16 protein-coding genes and 1 tRNA gene are annotated in these 25,213 nt (G+C 62.8%); 9 read left to right on the plus strand and 8 right to left on the minus strand.

Features of this window, described 5'->3' with window-relative positions:
- Window positions 1-217: 217 nt before the first annotated feature.
- Window positions 218-2,359: a calcium-binding protein gene (locus OVY48_RS16665; protein ID WP_313923656.1), complete on the plus strand. Its 2,142-nt coding sequence runs from the start codon at window positions 218-220 to the stop codon at window positions 2,357-2,359.
- A gap of 6 nt (window positions 2,360-2,365) precedes the next feature.
- On the opposite strand, the gene OVY48_RS16670 is transcribed toward OVY48_RS16665, so the two are convergent.
- A complete protein-coding gene (locus OVY48_RS16670) occupies window positions 2,366-3,589 on the minus strand; it encodes a DUF418 domain-containing protein (RefSeq protein ID WP_313923657.1) in 1,224 nt (407 codons plus the stop codon).
- A 62-nt stretch (window positions 3,590-3,651) separates the two neighbouring features.
- Here OVY48_RS16670 and OVY48_RS16675 point away from each other — a divergent pair, with 62 nt between their 5' ends.
- From OVY48_RS16675 to OVY48_RS16705, 7 genes are all read left to right on the plus strand, one after another.
- Complete coding sequence (locus OVY48_RS16675; protein ID WP_313923658.1) at window positions 3,652-4,434, plus strand: methyltransferase domain-containing protein; 783 nt, start codon at window positions 3,652-3,654, stop codon at window positions 4,432-4,434.
- 379 nt (window positions 4,435-4,813) lie between these two features.
- Window positions 4,814-7,531, plus strand: a complete 2,718-nt coding sequence (locus OVY48_RS16680; RefSeq protein WP_313923659.1) for a TonB-dependent receptor — start codon at window positions 4,814-4,816, stop codon at window positions 7,529-7,531.
- Window positions 7,532-7,639: 108 nt separating this feature from the next.
- Window positions 7,640-8,326 carry a DUF6250 domain-containing protein gene (locus tag OVY48_RS16685; RefSeq protein WP_313923660.1) on the plus strand — a complete coding sequence of 229 codons (687 nt, stop codon included), beginning with the start codon at window positions 7,640-7,642 and terminating at the stop codon, window positions 8,324-8,326.
- Between the two features lie 19 nt (window positions 8,327-8,345).
- Window positions 8,346-11,063 (plus strand): Tat pathway signal sequence domain protein, encoded by a 2,718-nt coding sequence (locus tag OVY48_RS16690; RefSeq protein WP_313923661.1) that lies wholly within the window; start codon window positions 8,346-8,348, stop codon window positions 11,061-11,063.
- Between the two features lie 2 nt (window positions 11,064-11,065).
- A complete protein-coding gene (locus OVY48_RS16695) occupies window positions 11,066-12,391 on the plus strand; it encodes an oligogalacturonate lyase family protein (protein ID WP_409593378.1) in 1,326 nt (441 codons plus the stop codon).
- Window positions 12,392-12,483: 92 nt separating this feature from the next.
- Window positions 12,484-13,479 (plus strand): porphobilinogen synthase, encoded by a 996-nt coding sequence (gene hemB, locus OVY48_RS16700; RefSeq protein ID WP_313923662.1) that lies wholly within the window; start codon window positions 12,484-12,486, stop codon window positions 13,477-13,479.
- 1 nt (window position 13,480) lies between these two features.
- The gene (locus OVY48_RS16705) at window positions 13,481-14,056 is read left to right on the plus strand and encodes a gamma carbonic anhydrase family protein (protein WP_313923663.1); all 576 of its coding nucleotides are present in this window, start codon (window positions 13,481-13,483) and stop codon (window positions 14,054-14,056) included.
- A gap of 7 nt (window positions 14,057-14,063) precedes the next feature.
- Here the strand turns inward: OVY48_RS16705 and OVY48_RS16710 are convergent, their stop codons facing one another.
- The 5 genes from OVY48_RS16710 to zwf all read right to left on the minus strand — a co-directional run bounded on the left by OVY48_RS16710 (window position 14,064) and on the right by zwf (window position 19,625).
- Window positions 14,064-14,576, minus strand: a complete 513-nt coding sequence (locus OVY48_RS16710; protein WP_313923664.1) for a hypothetical protein — start codon at window positions 14,574-14,576, stop codon at window positions 14,064-14,066.
- A 40-nt stretch (window positions 14,577-14,616) separates the two neighbouring features.
- A complete protein-coding gene (gene eda, locus OVY48_RS16715) occupies window positions 14,617-15,237 on the minus strand; it encodes a bifunctional 4-hydroxy-2-oxoglutarate aldolase/2-dehydro-3-deoxy-phosphogluconate aldolase (protein WP_313923665.1) in 621 nt (206 codons plus the stop codon).
- Window positions 15,234-16,214, minus strand: a complete 981-nt coding sequence (gene glk / locus OVY48_RS16720) for a glucokinase (protein WP_313923666.1) — start codon at window positions 16,212-16,214, stop codon at window positions 15,234-15,236. Before glk ends, eda begins: the two co-directional genes overlap by 4 nt.
- Before the next feature lie 128 nt (window positions 16,215-16,342).
- Window positions 16,343-18,169 carry a phosphogluconate dehydratase gene (gene edd / locus OVY48_RS16725; protein WP_313923667.1) on the minus strand — a complete coding sequence of 609 codons (1,827 nt, stop codon included), beginning with the start codon at window positions 18,167-18,169 and terminating at the stop codon, window positions 16,343-16,345.
- Complete coding sequence (zwf, locus tag OVY48_RS16730) at window positions 18,162-19,625, minus strand: glucose-6-phosphate dehydrogenase (RefSeq protein ID WP_313923668.1); 1,464 nt, start codon at window positions 19,623-19,625, stop codon at window positions 18,162-18,164. Before zwf ends, edd begins: the two co-directional genes overlap by 8 nt.
- 208 nt (window positions 19,626-19,833) lie before the next feature.
- Between zwf and OVY48_RS16735 the strand changes: the two genes are divergently transcribed.
- Window positions 19,834-19,918: transfer RNA gene (locus OVY48_RS16735), tRNA-Leu, on the plus strand.
- 70 nt (window positions 19,919-19,988) lie between these two features.
- On the opposite strand, the gene OVY48_RS16740 is transcribed toward OVY48_RS16735, so the two are convergent.
- Together OVY48_RS16740 and OVY48_RS16745 are read right to left on the minus strand one after the other, a co-directional pair.
- Entirely contained in the window at window positions 19,989-21,827 is a 1,839-nt protein-coding gene (locus OVY48_RS16740; RefSeq protein ID WP_313923670.1) for a gamma-glutamyltransferase, read from the minus strand.
- On the minus strand, window positions 21,827-24,847 hold the full coding sequence (locus OVY48_RS16745; protein WP_313924821.1) for a TonB-dependent receptor domain-containing protein: 3,021 nt from the start codon (window positions 24,845-24,847) through the stop codon (window positions 21,827-21,829). Before OVY48_RS16745 ends, OVY48_RS16740 begins: the two co-directional genes overlap by 1 nt.
- Window positions 24,848-25,213: the final 366 nt, after the last annotated feature.

The raw sequence follows: 25,213 nt of genomic DNA on the forward strand, positions 1-25,213 counted from the left end.
GACGTAAGTATTCTTTGAAAGCATCGTCACTAAACATAAGGTCTATGATCGCAACGTTAGTCAGCATATTTACATAGCTTACATTTCCAGAAAATGTAAAGTTTTTCAAAATATCTTACGTATGCGCGCCAAATTTTTCTAGCAGTATCGATTTTGGATAGGTTAATGTCCCATAATTGGTTATAGAAACAGATAATAATTTTAAAGGAAGACAGCGATGACGACCTTTACGGGCCAACCTAATTCCGATGACTTCTTTTTGGGTAGCGCTACAGACGATATTTTCCAATATGCGGTAGCTAATCTAAATGCGGCCGACGTGTTTCGAGGAAGGCAGGGTACAGATACGCTGCTTTTTACAACTGCTGGTGCGCTTGCAGCAAGTGCGTTGGCAGGCATGACAGGAATTGAACGCATCACCTTGGCGAGCGGCGGCAATAGCATCACGCTCCTCGATACCAATTACGAAGCTGTGTCCGATGGGATACTGATAACAGGCAGCGCCGCGGCTGACGTGGTCGATGCGTCGGGGTTGAGCGGCGCAAATGCTGTAGGGATCGTTAGCGGCGGCGGCATCGATACCCTGCTTGGTGGAGCCGGGAACGATCGATTCTCGTTTTACGGTGCAGATCTTAGCGCAGATACAGTGCGAGGTAATGGTGGTAGCGATACGATTGCGATTCGGTCGGCAGGTCTTTTTAGCTATTTCGACCTCAACGATGTGCAGGGTATCGAGCGGTTCGAGCTTGCTACAGGTCGCAACCTCATCCAACTCTCCAATATTAATTATGTCGACGTCGCAAACTCAACCATCACCATCGTCGGCAATGCGAGCGGAGATGAGGTGGATGCTACGGCACTGACAAGCGCGAACAAAGTCGTGATGTTTGGCGGTGGCGGTGCCAATGTGTTTCGCGGCGGCGCAGGAGATGATTCTGTTTCTGTCACCGTTTCGGAACTTCTGGACGATGTGATTCACGGTAATGGCGGCAACGATGTCCTCAGGCTGACGTCTTCGGGCATACTTTCGGCGGCGGACCTGCGCGATGTGCAAGGAATGGAGCGCATAATCCTGGCTTCCGGCGCCAATGACATTGGCGTTGGTGACATGACTCTTGTCGGGGTAGCCAACAACAGTCTCCAAATTATTGGATCGGCTGGCGATGATCGAATCGATGCAACTGCTCTTTCAGCCCCTTATTCAGTCATATTGAGCGGTGGCGGAGGAAATAATTACCTCGCAGGTGGTAACGGCAACGATCTGTTCCGAGGGGCAGGCTCCGAGTTGACAGAGCAAGATATCATATTGGGGAATGGCGGTATTGACATTCTGGAAGTGACGACTGGCTCAATACCCTCTCTCGTCGGTATGCAGGGCGTCGAACAAATTATACTCGACAGAAGCGGCATCGTAATAATCACAGATGTTAACTTCGTTAATATTGAGAGCATCAGGATTAAAGTAATCGGTGGTACTGGCGACAATGTCGTAGACGCCAGCGACTTGGGTGCGTCGAATGCTGTTGAGTTGCTCGGCGGCGCGGGCATTGATACACTGCGGGGTGGCTCCGGCGACGATTTGTTCCGGTCGGCTGCATCGCATTTGTTCGGTGATCGGTTGTTCGGCAACGGCGGCCACGACATTCTGGCGATTGAAACGCCTGTCACACAATCGGGCAACATTCTCTCCGGCGTGCGCGGGATCGAGCAAATCAATCTGGCGGACGGATGGAACAGGGTCGTTCTGCACGACGCCAATTTCAATGGGGTTGAGGGTGCGTATATTGTCATATCAGGCGGGACTGGGCGTGACATCATCAGTGCCCTGCCGGTGACTGGCGCGCGAACGGTTTTGTTTGAAGGTAATGGTGGTGATGACGTGCTGAAGGGCGGTGCGGCAGCGGATCGGCTGGTCGGCGGCCTGGGTGCGGACGAATTAACTGGCGGGGGCGGCGCTGATCATTTCATCTGGTATGCGCCAGTGGAGGGCGGTGACGTCCTGATCGATTTTCAGCCAGGGATCGACAATCTGGAGTTTAACGGTGCGGCTTTTGGCCTTACCGACGCCAGCTTCGATGTTCGCAGCCAGGGAGGCAGCGGTACCAACCTCGCCGCGACCGACCTGTTCGTCTATACCGGCGTGCTGAACGATGGGGCGGCGGTACAGGCGATGCTTGATGCTAACGGCACGGGCCGAACGGATGAGGGACTGTTTGTCATCGCGCTCGACGCGCAAAACAACGCGATCGTCTATCATACAGCCTTTGCCGACGGCAGCGGTGCAGTGAATGAGATCGCATCACTGGGTTCTAACATAGCACCCGTCACGATCGGACTGGCTGATTTCGTCATTGGCTGACGACCCTCACCGCTGCCCGATCCGCGCTAGCCCGCGCCATACCCGCTCCATCGGTCCCTGACCAAAGCGCGCCGCCCACCAGGGCGACCAGAGCAGCATCACCGCCCAGGACGCGAGGACGAACAACGGCAGCAGGGCCGGGGGCACATGCGCGAACAGGCCTAGTCCCCAGCCATAGAAGATGGAGGTCATGATCAGGCTGGTGCCGAGATAATTGCTGAGCGTCATCCGCCCGGTCGCGGCGAGCCGCGTGGCCAGGCTGTGGTCCCGATGACGCGCCAGGAGCCACAGGATCAGCGCCGCCCAACCCACGGTCAACGGAATGCGGAACGGCAGCGACCAGGTCAGTGCCACGCCATAGGCGGGCAGCGGCGCAAATCCGCTCCACCACGCCCACAGCGCCAGCGCCGCCATGGGCGGCACGCCGATCAGGAAGCAATGGCGCGCGGTGCGGCGATATTGTTCGCTGTCCCACTGGCCGGTCAGGAAGCCGCCCTTGAGCATCGCCATGCCAAGCAACATGAAGCCGAGCGTTTCAAAGGCCGTAAACAGGAACCCCCACAGCCATTCGCCCGGAATCCCCGCAATCTTGTGCGCCAATATCGTGCCATAGTCGCTGCGATAGGTGGCGATCTCGCTCTGGATGGCGGGGCTGGCCGGGTCCGACAAGGTGCCCATGAACTCGACAAAACCGGCGCGGGTGGCCGCGCTGGCGTCCGGCAAACCAGCGGCATGGCTCCACAGGTAGAGACTGCCGATGAACGCCGCGACCAGCAGGAATTGCAGCAGGAAGAACAGGAAGGCGCGCTTGATCAGCGCAAGCGGTTCGAGATGCACGAACAGCAGCGCGAACAGGCTGACCAGCGCATAGACCCGCAATATGTCGCCCCACCAGAGCAGCAGGAAATGCGCGGCGCCGATGACGAACAGCCAGCCCGCACGGACCATCTGCGCGCGGCGCCCGTCGCGACCCGCCATTTCCTCCCGGTCGATCAGCAACAGCATCGACGCGCCGAACAGCAGCGCGAACAGGCCGCGCATCTTGCCATCGACCAATATCAGGCTGACAGCCCAGAAACCAATATCGCCACCCGAAAGCGGTCCGACCGCGGCCGGGTTGAAATAAGCGGTCTGGGGCAGGGCGAAGGCGGTGATGTTCATCCACACTATGCCCATCACCGCGCAACCGCGCAGCACGTCCATGGCGGGGATGCGGGGGGCTGGGGTCATGGGCGGCGATTTCCTCTTGGGGTGACTGGTCAAGCGGGGCTGGCTCTGCCATTCGCCTAGCCATGATTGATGGCTCCAGGCAATGGCGCAAGCAACGGATAAGCGACGCCTTCGGCGCGGCGGCGGCCCGCTATGAGGATCATGCCGGGCCGCAACGGCTGGCCGCCGGACTGGTCGCGGAGCTGGCGCAGCGGCAAAAACCCCAAGGGGTAGAGCGGATATTGGAAATCGGCTGCGGCACCGGCTTCCTGACTCGTGACGTGCAGGCGCGCTGGCCCGGCGCGGATCTGGTGGTGACCGACCTGTCGCCCGGCATGCTGGCCAAGGCCGCGTCGGGCGGACTGGTGGCGGGCAGGTTCCTGACGATGGACGGCGAAGCGCCGATCTTCGAGGGACCATGGTTCGACCTCATTCTGTCCAGCCTGACCTTCCAATGGTTCGACGATCTGGCGGGCGCGATCGCGCGGCTGGCGGGCCTGTTGCGGCCGGGGGGCAGCCTGATCTTCTCGACCATGGGGCATGGCAGCTTCGCGCAATGGCGTGCGGCCCATGTGGCGTGCGGTGTCGCCAGCGGCGTGCCGGATTATCCGACCTTGGCGGCGTTAAGGGCAATGCTGGCCGGATATGACGACGCCTTCGCGTTCGACGAGACGGTCGCGCTTGATGGTGTCGGCGCGCGGGCGCTGCTGGCGCATCTCAAGGGCATCGGCGCGGTCGTGCCTGGCGAAGGGCGGCAACCGCTGGACGTCGGCACATTGCGGCGCGTGATGGCGGCTTATGACGCTGGCGGCGGGTGCGACAGCTATGCGTTGCTGCTGGGCCGAATAACCCGGACGAAGTTTTAGCGACGACCTTTAGAAGTCCGCTTCCGGCGGAAGCCGCTCTGCTCGCCATTCACCAGCGTTGAACGTCAATCATCTCCATCCTTGCGCGCACCTCTGGTTCCGCTGGCGAAGAGCCATGACCGCCGTAACGGGCATGGTTTCTTGGAAATGTGGAACGATCATATTCCACCATGTGGGATTTCTATGATTTTCGTTCTCAAATAAACAGTTCGCCGCGCATATTATTCGCTTCATCGCAATTTTTACCTCTGAGAAAATGTCCATATATAGATATGTAAGTCCAACATATGGAACTAATGGGTTTGAACGAGGCGGCAGGTCAAGTCGCCCACTGGCTCAACGCCCAGCATTATGTGCATTAATTTGGGGAGGATGGTTGATGAAGTTTTCCAGGAACGGCGCCTTGGTTTCGAGCGCCGCCATGGCTGTGTTTCTGCTTTCCGCCGGTACAGCGACCGCGCAGCAGCAGGAGGCGGCGAGCGATAGCGACATCGTCGTCACCGGTATTCGCAGCAGTCTGCAGGGCGCGTTGAACGCCAAGCGCAATGCGCCGCAGGTGCTGGACGCGATTTCGGCCGAAGATATCGGCAAATTCCCCGACAAGAATATCGGCGAAGCGCTGCAGCGCGTGACCGGTGTGCAGCTTTCGCGCGCCGATGGCGAAGGCGCTGGCGTGACCATCCGCGGTGCCGACCCGTCGCTCAATCGCGTCGAAATCAATGGCACGACCGCCCTGTCCACCACGGTAGGCGGCGGCCGCGATGTCGATTTCCGCGATCTGCCCTCCGAATTCGTCAACCGGCTGGAAGTCGTCAAGTCCGCCACGGCCGACATGACGGAAGGTGGCGTCGGTGGCACTGTGCGCGTCATTACCCGACGCCCGTTCGACAATGGCGGCAAAACCTATGTCGCGGGATCGGCGCAGGCGATCTATTCCGACATTGCCGATCATATGGACCCGCGCGTTGCCCTGATTGCCAGCGACACCTTTGCCGACGGCAAACTCGGCATATTGGTGTCGGGCACGTTCGAAAACCGCAATGTGGAAAGCCATCAGGCGCGTACCACCGGCTGGGTTCGGTTGGACAGCGACCGGACGACGCCGGGCTTGCAGGCCTATGATTTGAACGAAGACGGCGCGGCCGACTTCTTCCCCGACATTCCCCGTTACGTCATCAACCGCCTCGAAACGCGGCGTTATGCGCTGAACGGCATTCTCGAATGGCGGCCGAGCGATGATCTGACCGCTTATATGGAGGGGAATTGGACCCGGTCCAACCAGTCGGTCACATCGCAATTCCTGCAGACAGGGACCAGTGGCGGATTGGTCGATGTCGCCAATACCGTCATTGGCCCGGACAATACCGTCACCCATCTTGAGATGATCAACAACCCGGCTTTGGCGCAGACCAGCCAGCTGGGCGTATCCTATCGCAACATATTGGGCGACATCCGGCGCACCACCTATAATCTCGCCGTGGGTGCCGATTGGACCAGCGGCAATCTGAAGCTCAGCCCCAAAATCTCCTATTCCAAGGCGCAGGCCTATAATAATGAGATCAACGCGACGGCGGCGGTGACCGGCATGTCCCGCCTGATCGTCGACTATGACAATCCCCAGCAGGCGCCCCAGATCATCCTGCCCAATGATCCGACGACGATCGCCGGGATCAACCAGCTGACCGTGCTGCGTCGCCCGCGTTACGACGATCAGGCGGAAAAAATGGCGAAGCTCGACGCTGAATATACGTTCGACACCGGCTTCCTCACGTCGATCAAGGTGGGTGGTCAATATCGCGACCTGACCGTCAAGAGCCGCTTCTTCAGCCGGACGACAACGCTGAACGGCTTTAGCGATCCTGCGGTGCAGAGCCAGATCAGCGCGATCGTCGCCGGCAATGCGGGCCTTGGCACGTCGCCCTTCTTCAACACCGGAAATCTGGGCTTCGATGGCGGCTATACCGGCTGGCTGAACATGACCCAGGCGGTCGCGGATGCGGTGGGTGTGCCCGACCCGTTCGCGCCCGGCGGCTGCCCCGCCAATGCGGACGGCACATGCCAGGTCTTCACCGACACATGGGAAGTGGGCGAGCGCAACATTGCCGGCTATGCCCAGGCATCATTCGCCTTTGATGTCGGATCGGTAGCGGTCAGCGGCGTTGCCGGTGCGCGTGTCGTCAATACGCAGGTGGATACGTCCGGTTTCCTGCGGACGGCGCAGCCAGGCGGTCAGCCCGCGCTGATCAGCCCGGTTGCCTTCGACAGCAAGAACACCGAGTTCCTGCCATCGATCAACCTCAAAGCCGAGCTGATCCCGAACACGCTGATGGCGCGTTTGACGGCCAGCGAAGTGATGGCCCGACCACTGCCGCAGCAGCTTGCGCCGCGGTTCACTTTGGATGTCGTGGGCCTGTCGGGTTCACGCGGCAATCCCGCGCTCCAGCCGTTCCGGGCACGCCAATATGATGCGGGTCTGGAATATTATATCAACAAGACGAGCTTTGCCTCGGTCACCTATTTCCGCAAGGAAATCGGTTCCTTCATCCAGAATACGACGGAGCCGTTCACGGACGCCAATGGTGTCACCTATGCGATCACGGTGCCGAGCAACGGAACGCAGAAGGTGACGATCAACGGGATCGAGGCGGGCGCACAGGTCGCGTTCGACTTCATCAACATACCCGTGGTCAAACATATGGGCGTGATCGCGAACTTCACTTACTCGAAGGATAGCGGTTATGAAGGCAAGGACTTCTTCACCGGCGATTCCCTGCCGTTTCAGGGCCTGTCGCGCAAAAGCTACAATATTTCGGCCTATTATGAGGATGATGTCTTCAGCATCCGTGGCGCCTATAATTGGCGCTCGAAATATCTGATCACCGCGGTCGGGCGTGGCAATAATCCGGAATTCGGCGAAGCCTATGGCCAGCTGGACGCATCGCTCAACCTCAATCTGATGAAGGATGTCTCGCTGTTCCTGGAAGGCGTCAATCTGCTCGATGCCACGCGCAAGGAGAATGCCAACAGCATCTATCGCCGCACGATCATCGAAACCTTCGGGCGTCGTGTCTATGGCGGTATTCGGTTCAAGCTCTGATCCGCTCCCCCGTGGTTCCCCTTCTGGACCACGGCTCTTGCTGCGGGATCTCCCCCTTCTCCCGATCCCGCAGCATTTCTTCGTTCAGCCTGAACCGGGAATAGCGCCATGTTCAACCGCCGCACGATGCTGATGTCGCTGATGCTGGCACCGGTCGCCGCACGCGCGGATGGCGGACGTACCGTGTCGGGCGATGACTTTCGCGGCGGCCTCCAACAATGGCGGATGGAAGCGATCGGCGATGCCCGCGTCTCGGCGCGGGATGGCATTTTGGACATCGACGCCCCCGCCGGGGCCACGCTCTGGTTTCTGCCCGCCCTCGTGGCTCCCGTCGCGATCCGCTATGAGGTACGGGCGGTGGCCCAAGGCGGACCCCATGATGCGGTCAGCGACGTCAACGCCTTCTGGATGGCGACCGACCCTGCTGTGCCCGACGGGTCGGTGCTGGGCCGACGGCGCAGCGGCGCGTTCGAGGATTATGATAGGCTGAAAACCTATTATGTCGGTATCGGCGGCAACCGCAACAGCACGACGCGGATGCGCCGCTATGTCGGCCGGGTGGGCGAACGACCGTTGCTGCCCGACCATGACCGACTGGCAAAGGCGGACATGCTGACACCGAACGCCTGGTTCGCCATTCGCCTGATCGCCAACGGCCATCATATCGCGGTCGAGCGCGATGGCGCGCCCCTGTTTGAGATGGACGACCCCGCCCCCTATCGCCGTGGTCATTTCGGGCTGCGCACCACGCAGAGCCACATTCAGGTCCGCAACCTGACCATCACCCATGGCTGACAAAAGGAGCGGAACGCCGATGAAGACCGGGATCATAGTCAGCCGCCGGGACAGCCTGAGGCTTGGCCTGCTGACCGGCGCTTCGGCGCTCCTGCCTGCCGCTGCACGGGCCGCGAACGCACGCGGCAGCAACGTGCCGCCGACACCCGTGCGCTGGATCGACGATGCCGCGCCGCCGCTTTCGCTGGGCCAGACCTTTGGCGTGCCATGGCCGCAAGGGGCATTGCGCGCCGGAACCGCCCTGTCCGTCAAGGACGCCGAGGGAAACGCTCTGCCGTCGCAGCATTGGCCCTTGGCCAGCTGGCCGGATGGATCGCTCAAATGGACCGCACATGCGCTGCCAGCCGGAGACACCCCAACCGCAAGCATGACGGTGGTTCAGGGCAAGCCAGTCGCTCCTCCAGCGCCGGTCTTGTTACGCGAAACCGCCGACCGGATCGTCATCACCGTCGGATCGGTCCAATGGACGATCGGCACGTCGGGCAAGGCCATCATCCAGTCGGCCAAAGCAGGCGAGCGGACCGTCATGGGATCGCTGGCGCTGATCGCCAGCGTGGACAACGCACCGCAAGGCGGTGCGCGCAGCCATTTTACCGGCAGGATCGACAAGGCGACGGTCGAGCAGAAAGGGCCGGTGCGCGCCGTCGTGAAACTGGAAGGAATGCATGAGGGGCAGGGGCGCGCTTGGCTGCCGTTTGTCCTGCGCCTTTATGCCTATGCAGGGGCCGATCATCTGCGGGTCGTGCATAGCTTCATCTTCGACGGCGATCCGGCCAGGGACTTCATCAGCGGCCTCGGCCTGCAGGCGCAAGTGCCGATGGATGCTGCCCCGCATGACCGTCATGTGCGGATCAGCACCGGCGCGGACGGATTGTTCAGCGAGGCGGTTCGGCCGCTGACGGGCCTTCGCCGCGATCCGGGTGCGGCCGCGCGCAAGGCACAGATTGCGGGCCAAGCCGTGGCGTTGGATAGCATGGCACCGACGGTCCGCAATCTGCTCGGCCGCATCCCGACCTGGGGCGATTTCACGCTGAGCCAGCTCTCCGCCGACGGCTTTGCCATCACCAAGCGGACCAAGGCCGGGCAGGCGTGGATCGATGCGGCGTCGGGAACGCGCTCGCAAGGCCTGGGCTATGTCGGATCGCCCACCGGCGGCGTCGCGATCGCAGCGCGCTATTTCTGGCAGCGGCATCCCGCGCAGATCGACATTCGTGGCGCCGACACCGACCAGGCGTCGCTCACCGCCTGGCTCTGGTCCCCCAACGCACAGCCGATGGACATGCGCCCTTACAGGGACGTCATGGGCATGGAAGCCTATGCCGCCCAGAATGAAGGGCTGGACATCACCTATGAGGATTATGAGCCCGGCTGGGATGACGCGACCGGCGCGGCCCGCACCAGCGAACTGACCCTCTGGGCCTGCGCGGCGACGCCTGGAGCGGCGCATCTGGCAGCGATGGCGCAGGCCAATGCGACGCCGCCGCAACTGATGGTGACGCCCGAACGCATCCATGCGGCCGATGTGCTGGGCATCTGGAGCCTGCCCGACCGCTCCAGCCCGTTGAAGGCGCGGATCGAAGATCAACTGGTCAATCTGGTCGATTTCTATGCCGATGAGGTCGACCGGCGCGGCTGGTATGGCTTCTGGAACCATGGCGACGTCATGCACACTTATGACGAGGATCGGCACGTCTGGCGCTATGATATCGGCGGCTATGCCTGGGCCAATAGCGAATTGTCGCCTGACCTGTGGCTTTGGTATGATGTGCTGCGCAGCGGCCGGGCGCGTGCATTCCGCCTGGCCGAAGCGATGACCCGCCATACAGGCGAAGTCGATGTCTATCATCTTGGCCGCTTTGCGGGCCTTGGCACGCGACATGGCGTTCAGCATTGGAGCGACAGCTCCAAACAGCCGCGCGTCAGCAACGCTGCCTATCGTCGCATCTTCTATTATCTGACCGGCGACGAACGGGTGGGCGACCTGATGCGCGCTTTGGTTCCCTCGGACCAAGCGCTCACCCATGTCGAGATCGGCCGCAAGGTGCCCGGTGCCGAGCGCAAGACCCTCCCCGAAGGCGTCGTGGATTTCAGCTTCGGTACCGTCTGGGGGTCGCTCGCGGCGGCCTGGCTGACGGAATGGGAACGGACGGGCGACGTGCGGTGGCGGGACCGGCTGGTCGCCGGCATGGATAGTATCGGGCGATTGAAATATGGCTGGCTGGCGGGCAGCGCCTCCTATGATCTCAAATCCGGGCGCTTCATCGGGTCGGGAGACAAAATATCCATCTCGCATCTCAACGCCGTATTCGGGGCGTTTGAAGTGAATGCCGAATTGTTGCAACTGATCGACGTGCCGCGCTATCGGGCGGCATGGCTCGATTATTGCCGCTGGTTCAACGCTTCGCCGCAGGAATGGGACGCGCATTTTTCTCTGCCCTTCGGCAAGCGGAACCTGAAGGAAGGGCATTCCCGCCTGACGGCCTATGTCGCACGGGAAACCGGCGATGCCGCGTTATCGACACGCGCCGCGCGGGAGTTTTTGGGCGGCGAGGCCGGGTTGGGGCTGTCGGATGGCGATCCGCGGGTCTCTCTTAGCGGCCCCGATTTCGTCGGTCCGACCGTCGAGTGGCCTGGGGTCTCCACCAACGCCGCATCGCAATGGGGATTGGCGGCGATTCAGAATCTGGCACTCATTCCCGACGCACTGGAATGGGCCGCCGCAGAAAAGAGGAATTGAGGATGCGCAAAGCGATGATCGGATGGGCCGCGATGGCGGCGGTTGGCCTCGCCGGGGCCGCGCAGGCAAAGCCGGCCGCCGAATGGATCGACCAGACGACCGGCCACCGTGTCCTGCGGCTGACCGACCAGCCGGGCAGCGCCAGCCTCTATTTCCATCAGAACAGCTATACGCCCCAGGGCGACAAGATGGTGATATCGACGCCGGACGGCATCGCGGTGATGACGCTGGCCGACTGGACCATCAAGCCGCTGGTCAAGGGCAAGGATCTGCAACTGCTGTTCACCGGGCGCAAGACCCGCACGGCCTATTATGCCAGCCGTAAACGCGATGACGGGGCGGGGGGCACCACCATCTTCGTGGCGGATATCGACAGCGGCAAGACCCGCAAAATCGCGACGGTCGATGGCGGTTCGATAGGGTCGATCAATGCCGACGAGACGCTGCTGCTTGGCCAATGGGCCGCCAGCGACAAGCCGCTTCAACCCGACGGCACGCAAAAGGCTGGGACGCCGGAGATCAAGCAGACCTTCGGCCAGGCCCATTATGCCGCCAATGGACCGGACGGAAAGCCACTCAGCTTTGCCGAGGCGAAGGAAGTGCGGCTGAACGAACGGCTGGAAGCAAAGATTCCGATGGAGATCTTCACCATCGACATCCGCACGGGCGAGCGGAAGGTCGTCGTCGCCTCGACGGATTGGCTCAACCATATCCAATTTTCGCCGACCGATCCCGGCCTCATCATGTATTGCCACGAAGGGCCGTGGCACAAGGTCGACCGGATCTGGACGATCCGTACCGATGGCAGCGGCAAGCAGTTGATCCATAAGCGGATCATGAACATGGAAATTGCAGGCCATGAGTTCTTCTCGCCCGATGGCGCCTGGATCTGGTATGATCTGCAGACGCCGCGCGGCGAAGTCTTCTGGCTGGCGGGCTATGAGATCGCCACCGGACGGCGGCAATGGTATCATGTCGATCGCAACCAATGGTCGGTCCATTATAATCAGGCACCCGACATGCGCCATTTTTCAGGCGATGGCGGCGATAGCGAGATGGTCGCCCATGCGCCCGATGGCAAATATCTCTACCTCTTCACCCCGCGCGCCATACCCGATGTCGCCGGCATCCACGCGGACAACGCCGCCGACCTGATCGCGCCGGGCACGTTCGGGGTCGAAAAGATCGTGGACATGCGCAAGCATGACTATCGGCTGGAACCCAACATCACCTTCACGCCCGACGGCAAATGGATGATCTTCCGCTCCAACATGAACGGCGCGCCGCACACTTATGCCGCCGAGATAAAGAAGGGTAGCGGTTCATAGCTTTGCCGTGGCCGGGTCGGGTACTGCGCGCTGAACTGGCCCGATCCCGGCTTGCCCTTGATCCCCCGTCGCCCCGCGCCTAGACCGGCGGCATGACCCATGCCCCCTATCCGGCGCTGCGCTTGCGCCGCACTCGTGCCTCGGCTTGGAGCCGGGCGATGTTTGCTGAAAACCGGTTGGCGCCTGCCGACCTGATCTGGCCGTTGTTCGTGACCGAGGGGCAGCAGGTCGAGGAACCGATCGCCGCGTTGCCCGGCGTGTCGCGCTGGTCGGTGGACGGCATCGTCGACCGCGCCCGCGACGCGCGCGACGCGGGCATTCCCTGCCTTGCGCTATTCCCCAACACCCAGCCCGACCGGCGCAGCGACGATGGAGCCGAAGCGCTCAATCCCGATAATCTCATGTGCCGCGCCATCCGCGCGATCAAGGATGCAGTGCCCGACATCGGCATCCTGACCGATGTGGCGCTCGACCCCTATACCGCCCATGGCCAGGACGGGCTGCTCGACGGCACCGGCTATGTCGTCAATGACGCCACAGTCGATGTGCTGATCGGCCAGTCGCTCAACCAGGCGGCGGCGGGCGCAGACATTATCGCGCCGAGCGACATGATGGATGGCCGGGTCGGCGCGATCCGCGCGGCGTTGGAAGAAAGCGGCCACGCCAATGTCCAGATCATGGCATATGCCGCCAAATATGCGAGTGCCTTTTATGGCCCGTTCCGCGACGCAGTGGGGTCGCGCGGGCTGCTCAAGGGCGACAAGAAAAATTATCAGATGGACCCGGCCAATAGCGAGGAAGCGCTGCGCGAAGTGGCGCTCGACCTGGCCGAAGGGGCGGATAGCGTGATGATCAAGCCCGGCCTGCCCTATCTCGACATCGTCCGACGGGTGAAGGAGCGGTTCGAGGTACCGGTGTTCGCTTACCAGGTGTCGGGCGAATATGCGATGATCGAACATGCCGCTGCTGCGGGCGCGGGCGACCGCGATGCGCTGATCCTCGAAACGCTGATGGCGTTCAAGCGGGCGGGCTGTTCCGGGGTGCTGACCTATAATGCGCTGCACGCCGCGCGCCTGCTGGGAGCATAAGATGCGCTACTATCCCGATGTTTCCGTCATCCCGTTCAACGGCAAAGCACCGCTGATCCACCCCAGCGCCTTCATCGCGCCGGGATGCCGCATCATCGGCGATGTCGAGATCGGTGAGGATGCCAGCATCTGGTATAATTGCGTCATCCGCGCCGACGTGAACCACATACGCATCGGCGCGCGCAGTAATGTGCAGGACGGCACGGTGATCCATTGCGACAGCCCCGGCGATGGCATCAGCCGTCCGACCGAAGGCTGGCCGACGATCATCGGTGAGGATGTGCTGATCGGCCATATGGCGATGATCCATGGCTGCACCCTGCAGGACCGGTCCTTCGTCGGACTGGGCGCGATCGTCATGGATGGCTGCGTGGTCGAAAGCGACGGGATGCTGGCGGCGGGCGCGCTGCTGTCGCCCGGCAAGACGCTGCCCCATCGCCAGCTATGGGCGGGGCGTCCGGCCAAATATATGCGCGACCTGTCGGATGATGCGCTGGTCCAGTTGCGCGGCGGGGCGGACCGCTATGTCCACTATGCCAAGGCGCATAAGGGCGCGGTGAAGGACGCGCTGGGCTGACGGCTGGTCAGGGTTGGGCGAGGCGGCTCTTCATCGCGTCGATCCGGTCATTCTGGCTGTCCACCATCGCCAGCGTCGCGGCGCGGGCGGTGTCGATTTCCGCCAGGCCACCCCGTTCCCGGCCATCAGCAATGGCATTGCTACGCTGGACATAGAGGGTGTCGAGGCTGGCGAGCGCCGACACGCTGTCGTTGCGCGCTGCTTCGAGCGCGCTGATCGCGACTTGCGCCGCAACCCAGGCATCGCTCGACACGGTTGTGCCCGACGCGGCCTTTGCTGCCCGATCGGCCCGGACAAAGGCGTCATCGAAGGCGCTGCGCCCCTTGTCCGCCTGCGCCACATAGCGGGCGATTTCCGCCGTCAGTGGCGCATCGGCCGCGATCGGGGCAGGGGGCGGTGCGATCTCCGCCATCGGCGCGCCCTCCACCGCCCGCTTGGCAAGCGAGGGATAGCCCTGTTGCGATCCGGTACAACCGGACAATAGCAGGGCAAGCGTGGCAAGAAGGCGGCGCGGGTTCATAGCGTCCATCTAGGCAGGCGGGCGGGCAGGCGCAATGGCGTCAGCGGGGAAGCGCAGCGGCTTCCCTTGCCAGGGCTTCGATCTTCGCGCCATCGACTGGCCCCTTGGGCACGATCCAGCTGCCGCCAACGCATTTGATGAAGGGCTGAGCGAGCCATTCGGGCGCGGATTTGGCGGTGATGCCGCCGGTCGGGCAGAAACGCGCCATGTGCAGCGGCGCAGCCAAGGCCTTGAGCGCGGGCAGTCCGCCGGATGTTTCGGCGGGGAAGAATTTGAAATGGGTCAGCCCCATGTCCAGCCCCCGCATGATGTCGCCCGCCGTCGCCGTGCCGGGCAGGAAGGGGATTTTCGCCGCGATCGCTGCCTTGCCCAAGGGTTTGGTGAGGCCAGGGCTGACGATGAAACGCGCGCCCGCTTCCATCGCGGCATCGAGGTCGGCGGGGTTCAGCACCGTGCCCGCGCCGACGACGGCGCCCTCGACCTTGCTCATCTCGCGGATCACATCCAGCGCGGCGGGGGTGCGCAGCGTCACTTCCAGCGCGGGCAAACCGCCCGCCACCAGCGCGCGCGCGATCGTGAGCGCATCTTCCACCCGATCGACCACCAGCACCGGAATGACCGGGGCGAGTTCCATCACCTGTTCGACGGTCAGCTTGCTCATTTCTTCATCTCCCTAAAGGCGGCGGCGGCCCCGAACAGGCCGATTTCATCATGGACGGCCAAGCGGATCGGTACGCTCGCCATCAGGCTTTCGAACCGGCCCTTGGCCTTGAAACGGGTATGGAAACCACTGTGCGGCAGGAAGTCGCGCATCCGCTGCGTCAGCCCGCCTGCCAGCACGACGGCATGGGGTCCATGCGCCAGCGCCAGGTCGCCCGCGACCGACCCGTAGCAGAGGCAAAAGCGTTCGAGCGCGGCGCGGGCGAAGGGGTCGGTCCCATCGAGCGCGCTCTGCCACAATTCGGGGTCTTCCATCAGCATGACGCGATCATGGCCGATCGTTGCCATCGCCTTGTAGATATAGTTGAGGCCCGGCCCCGACACGATCCGCTCGGTCGATACGCGCAGGAATTTGTCGCGCAGATAGGAGAGGATCTTCTCCTCCATATGATCGAGCGGCGCGAAGTCGAGATGCCCGCCTTCGGTCGCGATGACATGGGGATGATCATCGTCGTAGGCGATCATCGCGACGCCAAGGCCTGTGCCGGGGCCAAGGATCGTCACCCCGCCATCGCGCGGGAAGGGCCGGTCCTCCCCGAACAACAGGGGAAGATTCTCATCGGGCAGGCGAGATACGGCATGGGCCACCGCCTCGAAATCATTGACCAGCCGCACCTGGCTCACGCCCAGATCTTCGGCCAGCGTGTCGGCGCGGATCACCCAATTGCTGTTGGTCAGCTTGATGACGTCGCGCCCGATCGCCGTGGCAAAGGCGATGGCGGCGGCGTCCGGCAGCGGCGTGGGGTCAGCCGCCGTCTCGTCATCCACGAAAGCCTGCCAGCAGGATTGCAGGCTGGGATAGTCGGCCACCTTATATTTGCGCACGGTGCCGAGCGTCGGCACGCCGCGGTCGTCGAGCGATGCACGGGCGAAGCGCGCATTGGTGCCGCCAATGTCGGCGGCGATGATGTCGGTCATGGTCAGGCCCCTCAAACATATTCTGGTCGTCATCCCCGCGAAAGCGGGGATCCATCTCCGGCCTTGGCCTTGGCCGCAACGCTGGGAGATGGGTTCCCGCCTTCGCGGGAATGACGGCGGTTAGTGGGTCAAAGCTCGGTTTCCATCGCGGCGAGCAGCGGCGATGCGCCCTGTTCCGCCAGATCGCTATGATGGCGGAACAGCGCGAACAGCTCCCGGCCCGTATCATAGGGCGCGGGCGGGGCAGGCGGCATATCGCGCGCGTCCCACTCCGCTGCATCGACCAGCGCCTCGATCACGCCCTGCTGCGCGCAGACCCGCACGATGTCGCCATCGCGCAGCTTGGCGATGGCACCGCCGCCAAGGGCTTCGGGCGACAGATGGATGGCGGCGGGCACCTTGCCGGATGCGCCGGACATGCGCCCGTCGGTGACCAGCGCGACCTTGAACCCGCGATCCTGCATCACGCCCAGCGCTGGGGTCAGCTTATGCAGTTCGGGCATGCCGTTCGCCTTTGGCCCTTGGAAGCGGACGACGACGACGACATCCCGCTCCAGTTCGCCGGCCTTGAACGCGCGCAGCACGTCATCCTGCGTATGAAAGACGGCGGCCGGGGCTTCGATCGTCCACAGCGCCGGATCGACCGCGCTGACCTTCATCACGCAGCGGCCAAGATTGCCTGCCAGCAAACGCATGCCGCCATCCGCGCTGAACGGATTGGACACGGGCCGCAGCATATTCTCGTCGCGCGATGCGGGCACGTCGCGCCACTGCAGCGCTTCATCCTCCAGCATAGGCTCCTTGCCATAGTCGGTCAGGTCGCCGCGCGCGACGGTCAGGATGTCACGGTGGAGCAGGCCATTGTCGAGCAACTCGCGGATGATGAAGCTCATGCCGCCTGCCGCATGAAAATGGTTCACATCGCCCGATCCATTGGGATAGACCCGCGCTAGCAGCGGCACGACATCGGAAATTTCGGCGAAGTCGGTCCAGTCGATGCTGATGCCAGCGGCCCGCGCGATTGCAGGCAAATGGATTGCATGATTGGTCGATCCGCCGGTCGCCATCAGGCCGATGATAGCGTTGACGATCGCCTTTTCATCGACGCAATGGCCGAGCGGGCGATAATCATCGCCGTCCCACCCGATGCTGGTCAGCCGATGCGTCGCCGCACGGGTCAGTTCGCTGCGCAGCTTCGTGCCCGGATTGACGAAGGAGGCGCAGGGCATGTGCAGGCCCATCACTTCCATCATCATCTGGTTGGAGTTGGCCGTGCCGTAGAAGGTGCAGGTGCCCGCGCCATGATAGCTGGCGCTTTCGGACTCCAGCAATTCGTCGCGCCCGACCTTGCCTTCGGCATACAACTGCCGGATGCGGACCTTTTCCTTGTTGGCGAGGCCGGATGGCATCGGCCCGGCGGGGATCAGGATGGTCGGCAGATGGCCAAAGCGCAGCGCCCCCATCAACAGCCCCGGCACGATCTTGTCGCAAATGCCAAGCAGCGCGACGCCCTCGAACATCGCATGGCTGAGCGACACGGCGGTCGACAGCGCAATCGTGTCGCGGCTGAACAGCGACAATTCCATGCCCGACTGGCCCTGCGTCACGCCATCGCACATGGCGGGCACGCCGCCTGCGACCTGCGCCGTAGCACCCACTTCGCGTGCGGCGATCTTGATCTGTTCAGGATAGCGGCCATAGGGCTGATGCGCCGAAAGCATGTCGTTATAGGCGGTGACGATACCGATATTCATCGCCTGGCCTGTGCGGATCGCTGGCTTGTCCTCGCCGCTGGCGGCAAAGCCATGGGCCAGATTGCCGCAGGACAGTTGATCGCGATTGGTGCCCGCTTCGCGACCGCGCTCGATCAGGTCGAGATAAGCGCGCCGCCGCTTGGCGCTGCGCGCGACGATGCGCTCGGTCACCTTGGCGATTACGGGGTTTAGTTCACTCATGCCAGCTTGCTCCGTCACGTTCGATAAGGGCAATGGCCGATGACGGCCCCCAGTTCCCCGATGAATAGGCGGCGGGCTTCATATTGGCGTCCTTCCACCCGTCGATGATCGAATCGATCCATGTCCATTGCGCCTCCACCTCGTCACGGCGCACGAATAGCGTCTGGTCCCCCGCCAGCAGGTCCAGGATCAGCCGTTCATAGGCGATCCGGCGACGCTGTCCGGCAAAGGCAGCGGTCAGCGATACGTCCAGCGTCACCTCGTCCAGCAACACCTGCCGCTCCAGCCCCGGCCGCTTCGACATGATGAGCAGGCGGATATATTCCTCCGGCTGCAACCGGATGATCAGCGTGTTCGGCTCCAGTCCGGTCCCATGCCCGTCGCGGCCGAAGATGGAGTGGCGCACCGGCTTGAACTGGATCATGATTTCGGACTGGCGCGCGGGCATCCGCTTGCCGGTGCGCAGGTAGAAGGGCACGCCCTGCCAGCGCCAATTGTCGATATGCGCCTTCAAGGCCACGAAGGTTTCGGTGTCCGATGGCTGGCCCAGCTCGTCGGCATAGCCGGTCACGATCTGGCCGCCGACCGCGCCCGGCGTATATTGGCCGCGCACGCTGTGCGTCTTGACCGTCTCCGCCGTCATCGGCCGCAACGACCGCAGCGCCTTCACCTTCTCGTCGCGCACGGCGGTCGGGTCCATGCGCGCGGGCGGCTCCATCGCGATGATCGACAGGATTTGCAGCATATGATTCTGCACCATGTCGCGCAGCGCACCGACGCCGTCATAATAGGATACCCGGCCTTCCAGCCCCACCGTTTCGCCCACGGTAATCTGGACGTGGTCGATCGCGGTGGCATTCCACAGCGGCTCGAACATCACATTGCCGAAACGCAGCGCCAGCAGGTTCTGGACCGTTTCCTTGCCCAGATAATGGTCGACGCGGAAAATCTGCTCTTCGGCGAACATCGCGCCGATGCCGTCATTGACCTCCTTGGAAGAAGCCAGGTCCTTGCCGATCGGCTTTTCCATCGCGATCCGCGTCAGCGGCGTGATGAGTCCCGCTTCGGCCAGCCCTTGCGCGGTGGGCGCGAACAGGGACGGGGGGGTGGAAAGATAGACCGACAGGCCGCGCTCCAACCGCCCATCGATGCGCTCAGCCAGCGCGACGAACTGCTCGGCCTTGCCCGCCTCGACCGGCTGATAGACGATCATCTCGCCAAATGTCGCGGCGGTCGCGGCATCATAGCGATCCGACGCCAGGAACTGGCGTAATGCGGCATCGACATCACTGCGAAAATCATCATCGCTCATCGGTGACCGTGCCGACGCGACGATCAGGAAATCGTCGGGCAGCAAGCCATCCGCCAACAGATTGTAAAGCGAGGGGAAGATCATGCGGCGCGCCAGATCGCCGGTGGCGCCGAATAACAGGAACGTGGCAGACGATTCGGTCAAAGGATGGTCCTTCTCCGTTGAAATTATCTATGTCTGCACGAAGCGGCTCTTATAACGCGGGCGGATCATAGCGCAAGTCAGGCTATCGCCCCTTGGCCCGCATCGCAACATATGCCGAAAACCGCCGCCAATTGATGTTGGCGACAGCCAAAGCCATTTTCGGCTGGACGCCCGCGTCGGATTTTGCCATTTGGCCTCTCCCAGCCGTGCGGGCGTGGTGAAACTGGTAGACGCGCCGGACTCAAAATCCGGTTCCGCAAGGAGTGTCGGTTCGATTCCGACCGCCCGCACCAACATCGTCTCTCTGACGACCCTGCTGGATCACGCTCTTTCCTGCCCGTCTCCAATCTCGTCAGGCTTCCATCAATAGCCTACCGCATATCCCATGCGGCGGGGATCGCTGCCGCCCATGCGTGCGCCTGACGGATCGACCATGACGCCCTGGATGCTGCCGATGGCGAAGGCGCCGACCATCTCGACGCTATGGCCCTTGGCCTTCAACGCCGAGACATCCGCGGGCGCGAAACGGTCTTCCAATTGTATGGTGATGGCGGCACCCGGCTTGTAGAAACTGGGTTTGGCATTCAGCGCGAAACGGGGCGCTTCTATCGCCTGCTGGATCGGCATGTCCAGGTCGAGGGCGTTGACGAGGAATTGGAACTGGGTCTGCCCGATTGTCTCGCCGCCGGGCGTGCCGCACACCAGCTTCAATTGCCCCTTGTCCAGCACGATGATGGGGCCATTGCCGAGCAGCGCACGCTTGCCCGGTGCCACGGCGTTGGGATGACCGGCATAGGGAGCCGTCGACCCGACGCGCAGGCCATTATTGCACAATAGGCCGGTGTCGCCCATCACCACCGACGTCCCAAAGCCGCCGCCGATCGTCGTCGTGACGGCAATGGCATTGCCTTCCTTGTCCACCACCGACAGGCTCGTGGTGTCGCCGCCGCGTGTGTCTTCATCAGCGGCCGCCTGTCGATCAGGCTGCTTGATGCTCGCCAGCGTAGCGCCTTCGGGAAAGGCGATGGCTTGCAGGCGGTCGATCAGTTTGCGTCGCGTCGCGGCGAAATCCTTGGATAGTAATGTCGCGACGGGCACATCGACAAAGCGGGGATCGCCCGCATAGCGATAGACATCGGCCTTCGTGATCTTGATCGCCTCGATCAGCAGATGGGTGAGGCTGGCGCGATCGCTGGCAAGGGACGCGAGATCCCAGCCTTCCACGATGTTGAGCTTTTCGCATAATTCCAAACCGGTGCGCGATGTTAGTGGGCTGCAATAGACGTCCAGCCCGCGATAGACTGTCGAAACCGGTTGTTCCCAGACCGTGCGATAGGCGCGCATATCCTCCATGCGCAGCCAGCCGCCGTTGGCCTGCGAAAAGCGGGTCACGTCCTGCGCGATCGGGCCGGTGTAGAAATGATCATAGGCGGCGGACAGCGCCTTGTCCCGACTGGCCCCGCCTTTGAGCGCCCGCGTTTCCGCATCGGCGAGACTTTGGAAGGTGCGCGCCAATTGTAGATTGCGAAAGATGGCGCGCGGCGCAGGCGGCTGGCCACCGGGCAGGAAGATGGCCGCGCTGGTCGGGTGGCGCGCCAGCACCGCCTGCTGGCGGCGGATGAACATCGCGATCGAGGCATCGAGCGGATGCCCATCGCGCGCATAGCCGATGGCGGGTTCGAGCAATGTCGCCAGCGGCAGCCGCCCATATCGCCGGGCCAGCGCGATCCACCCACCGAACGCGCCCGGCACCGCCACAGCCTTATGCCCGCTGTCCAGTTCCTTGGGATCGACGTTCGGGTCGAGCAAGGCAGGCGCACCGCCCGTAAAGGCGAGCGACTGAACCTTGCCGCTGCGTCGTTCGAAACAGGTGGCAAAACCATTGCCCGCCGCGCTCGACGCCCAGGGTTCGACCACGTTCATCACCGCCATGGCGGCAACGGCGGCGTCCGCTGCCGTGCCGCCCTGCATCAGCATGCGCGTCCCCGCCATCGCTGCCAGCGGGTGCCCCGCCGCGACCCCGCCATGGGGCATGGGCACTTCAACGCGGTGCGCTCTTGCCACCGCCGGGCTGCTGCGCGGCGCATCGGGTGCCTTGTCCCCCGACTGGGCCAGAGCCGTTCGACCGGGCAGGCCGAGCAGCGCTGCGCCCGCGAACCCCGCCGCGATCAGATCGCGACGGGCCAGACCTTCATCCCGCATCAGAAGGACTTTTTGATGCTGGTGTACCAATAGCGCGCCTGCGGCTGATACAGGCTGGACAGGTATCCTCCCGACGCGAGCGGTGGATCCTTGTCGAAGATGTTGCGCGCGCCCACGGTGATCGCCGTTCCCTTCATCATGCCGCTGTCGAATTTATAGGTGGCATAGAGGTTCACCGTCGTCTGCCCCTTGACCACGAACCGGTTGCCGTCCGCATCGAACACCGCGTCCTGATAAACATCATCGATGAACTGGGTGAAGGCACCGATGGTCACCGGGCCATAGTCCCAGGTCAGGTTGGCGGAAATGCGCCAGCGTGGCTGACCGTCGCGTCCGACGACATCGCCACCGCCGGGAACAGGCACGGCCGCGTTGATTTCGCCTGCCGCCTGGCCATCGGTAACCGCCTGCACGGCAGCCGGGGCGTCGAGCTGATATTTGATGAGGCGCGCGGCGTTCACGTTCAGCCCGAACTTGCCGAAATTGGTGGTGCCGACGCGATAGTCGAGGTTGAAGTCAATGCCATCGACCTGGATCGGCAACAGGTTCTGGAAGGGGGCCGTCACGTAGAGCAGCTCGCCCACTGGTGCCAAGCCCGTGCCCGCCACCAGCGCGATGTCGTCCGCCGTCGGTTCGCGGCGCACGACGGCAGGATTGCTGCTGCCCTGGACCCGCAGCAAATAGTCGAGATTGAGCGCATTCTGATAATCGAGCAGGCCCACGACACCCTTCTGCTTGATGCGCCAGCGATCGACGGTGAAGGTCACATTGCCCCAGCCTTCGGGCAGCGGCGGCTGGAACACGGCACCGAAGTTCCAGCTGGTGGATTCTTCGGGCTTCAGATCAGGATTGCCGCCCGACCGCCGCAGCACCGACACGTTGCGCGCGCATTGGGAGAAGCTGCTGATGCGCCCGGCGCGCAGGTCGGCTTCGCACAGCACATATTCGGTGCCGCCATTGACGCGGTCCAGCGTCGCGGTGTTGATGACTTCCAGGTTCGGTGCCCGGAAACCCTGTGACCAGGAACCGCGCAAGCGGAAGCCCTGCAACAGATCCCAGCTCGCCGCGATCTTCGGCTTGGCTACATCGCCCACATCGCTATACCGCTCATAGCGTCCGGCGATCTGGATATCGAAGGAACGGATCATGGGGATTTCCATGTCCGGGCTGACCAAAGGCAGGGCGATTTCGGCATAGGCCGACCAGACCTTGCGCTTGCCCGAAACGTCAGGGCTGGGGCTGGCCCCCATCAGGTCCGACCCGTAGAAGATGCCGGTCACGGCATCGGTATAGGTGATGTCGACACCGGCCACACCGCCTTGCCGAGGATCGCGATTGTCGTCGAAGGTTTCGCGCCGGAACTCGACGCCGGTGGCGATGCCGATGCTGTTCCCCGCCCACAGACCGATCAGATTGGCATTGGAAATCTTCAAATCCCAAAGCGCCAGCGACGTCTTGTTGCGACGGGTCGATTGAATGCGGAAGCTGTCGACGATCGCATCAGCATTGGGCGTGCCGTCACCAACCGAGGGATCAGACAGGCTGCCGCCATTGAATGGGTTATAGGCATCAGACGTCGTCTTGTTGATCGCCGCTTGCAGCAGGCTGCTGGACGTGCCGTCCATAGTGTCCTTGACCGTCGCCCAGCTATATAGCCCCGCCGACTCCCAGTTCCAGTCGCCGAACATGCCGCGCAGGCCACCGAGAATGCGATATTGCCGGTTGGTCACATTGACGTTGCGCAGCCCTACATCGACATAGTTGAGGCTGCGGATGGTGACGGGCAGTCCTTCGTCGGGGATATTGAGGCCTGGAAGACGATTGGGCGAGCCGACCGGGCCAAAGGGGTTCCAATAGGCGTCCGCCGCCACCGTGATCGGGATGTTGGCGAGCGATCCGCCCGTGCCGATATTCGCTTCGGTCTTGCCCTGGTAGAAACCGAGTTCGCCGAAGAAGTCGAGATTGTCCGTCAGTTCATAATTGATGAAGCTGAACAGGTTGATGCGCTTGACCGATGGCTGGGTCGTCAAGTCCGTGAATGTGGCATTGGGGTTGAAACGGAGGTTGGAATCGACGTTCGCCATCTGCGTCGTGCCGCTGCCATCATCATAGCACATGCCCGGCGTACCGGCCGCAACCTGGCAACCGGCATTGGTCGATGGCTGGATGTGGAATTGGCGCGATGCATTGGTAAGCGCGACGCCATTGCTGGTGATCACTCCGGTCCCGGTGGCCTGGAACGTGCCCCAGGGTGTACTGGTCGATGTCCCGTTGAAGCTCGCATTGTTGGCAAAGGGCGTGCCCGCGACGAAGGATCGCCGGTCGGCCGTGGCCGTATAGTCCTGGTCACGCAGATAGAGTTTGGACTTTTGCGCATAGCCGCCAAAGAGCGAGACATTGCCCCGGCCGCCGCCGAAATTGAACCCGACGAGGCCATTGACGGTGAATTCGCGCAAATTGGTGCCTTCCGCCCCGCCATATTGCGCGTCGAATGTCGCCCCGGTGAAGTTGGATTTTAGTACGTTGTTGACGACGCCCGCAACGGCATCCGACCCATAGAGCGCCGCCGCGCCATCGCGCAGCACCTCGACGCGCTCGATCGCGCCGACGGGGATGGTGTTCGCGTTAAAGCCGAAGGTCGGCACACCGGAATCGATCACCCCGGTAATCGCCTGCGATGTGGGATGCAGGACGGTGCGGCGGCCATTGATCAGCAGCAGCGTGTTGCCTTGACCCAGGCCGCGCAATGACACGGTGGACACGTCGCCGCGCGCGGCATTGCCCGATCCCCCGCCCAGCACCTGCTCATTGAAGGTCACGCCGCCGAGCTGCGGGATGGAGCGGAACAGGTCCGCGCCGGAAACGGCCGCGACGGCATCGACCTGTTCCTGACCGACGACGGTGACGGGCAGGGCACCGGTCGTCTTCGCGCCCCTGATCTGGGTGCCGACGACGACGATTTCGGCGCGGCTTTCGCCTTGCGGCTCGGCGGGCAACCCCATGGTCGGCGCGTCCGACATGGTGCCGCCCGTCTCCAGTTGCGCAAACGCAATCGGCTTCAACGCCGCGACCGCGCCGGGTTCGGCGCTGAGGCTGCGATCGCGCAAGGTGACGACATCGTTGCGGTCGGAGGAGATGACGAGATCGGTGCCCCGGATGATATGCTTGAGCGCCTGCCGCGCATCATGCGCGCCATAGAGACGGGGCGTGCGACTGTGGCGCAGTTTCTTGGACGGCGCGATGATCTGCAGGCCGCTTTGCAACGCGAAGGAGGGCAGCGTATCCACCGCGCGGCCTTCTGGCAGGTCGAAATTGCGTTGCTGGGCGCTGGCTGTCCCACTTGTCAGCGCCAGTGCAGCGGCGCTGCTCCCCAGCAGCATGGCAAA

The organism is Sphingobium sp. SA2, assembly GCF_032227065.1.
Taxonomy (GTDB): Bacteria; Pseudomonadota; Alphaproteobacteria; order Sphingomonadales; family Sphingomonadaceae; genus Sphingobium.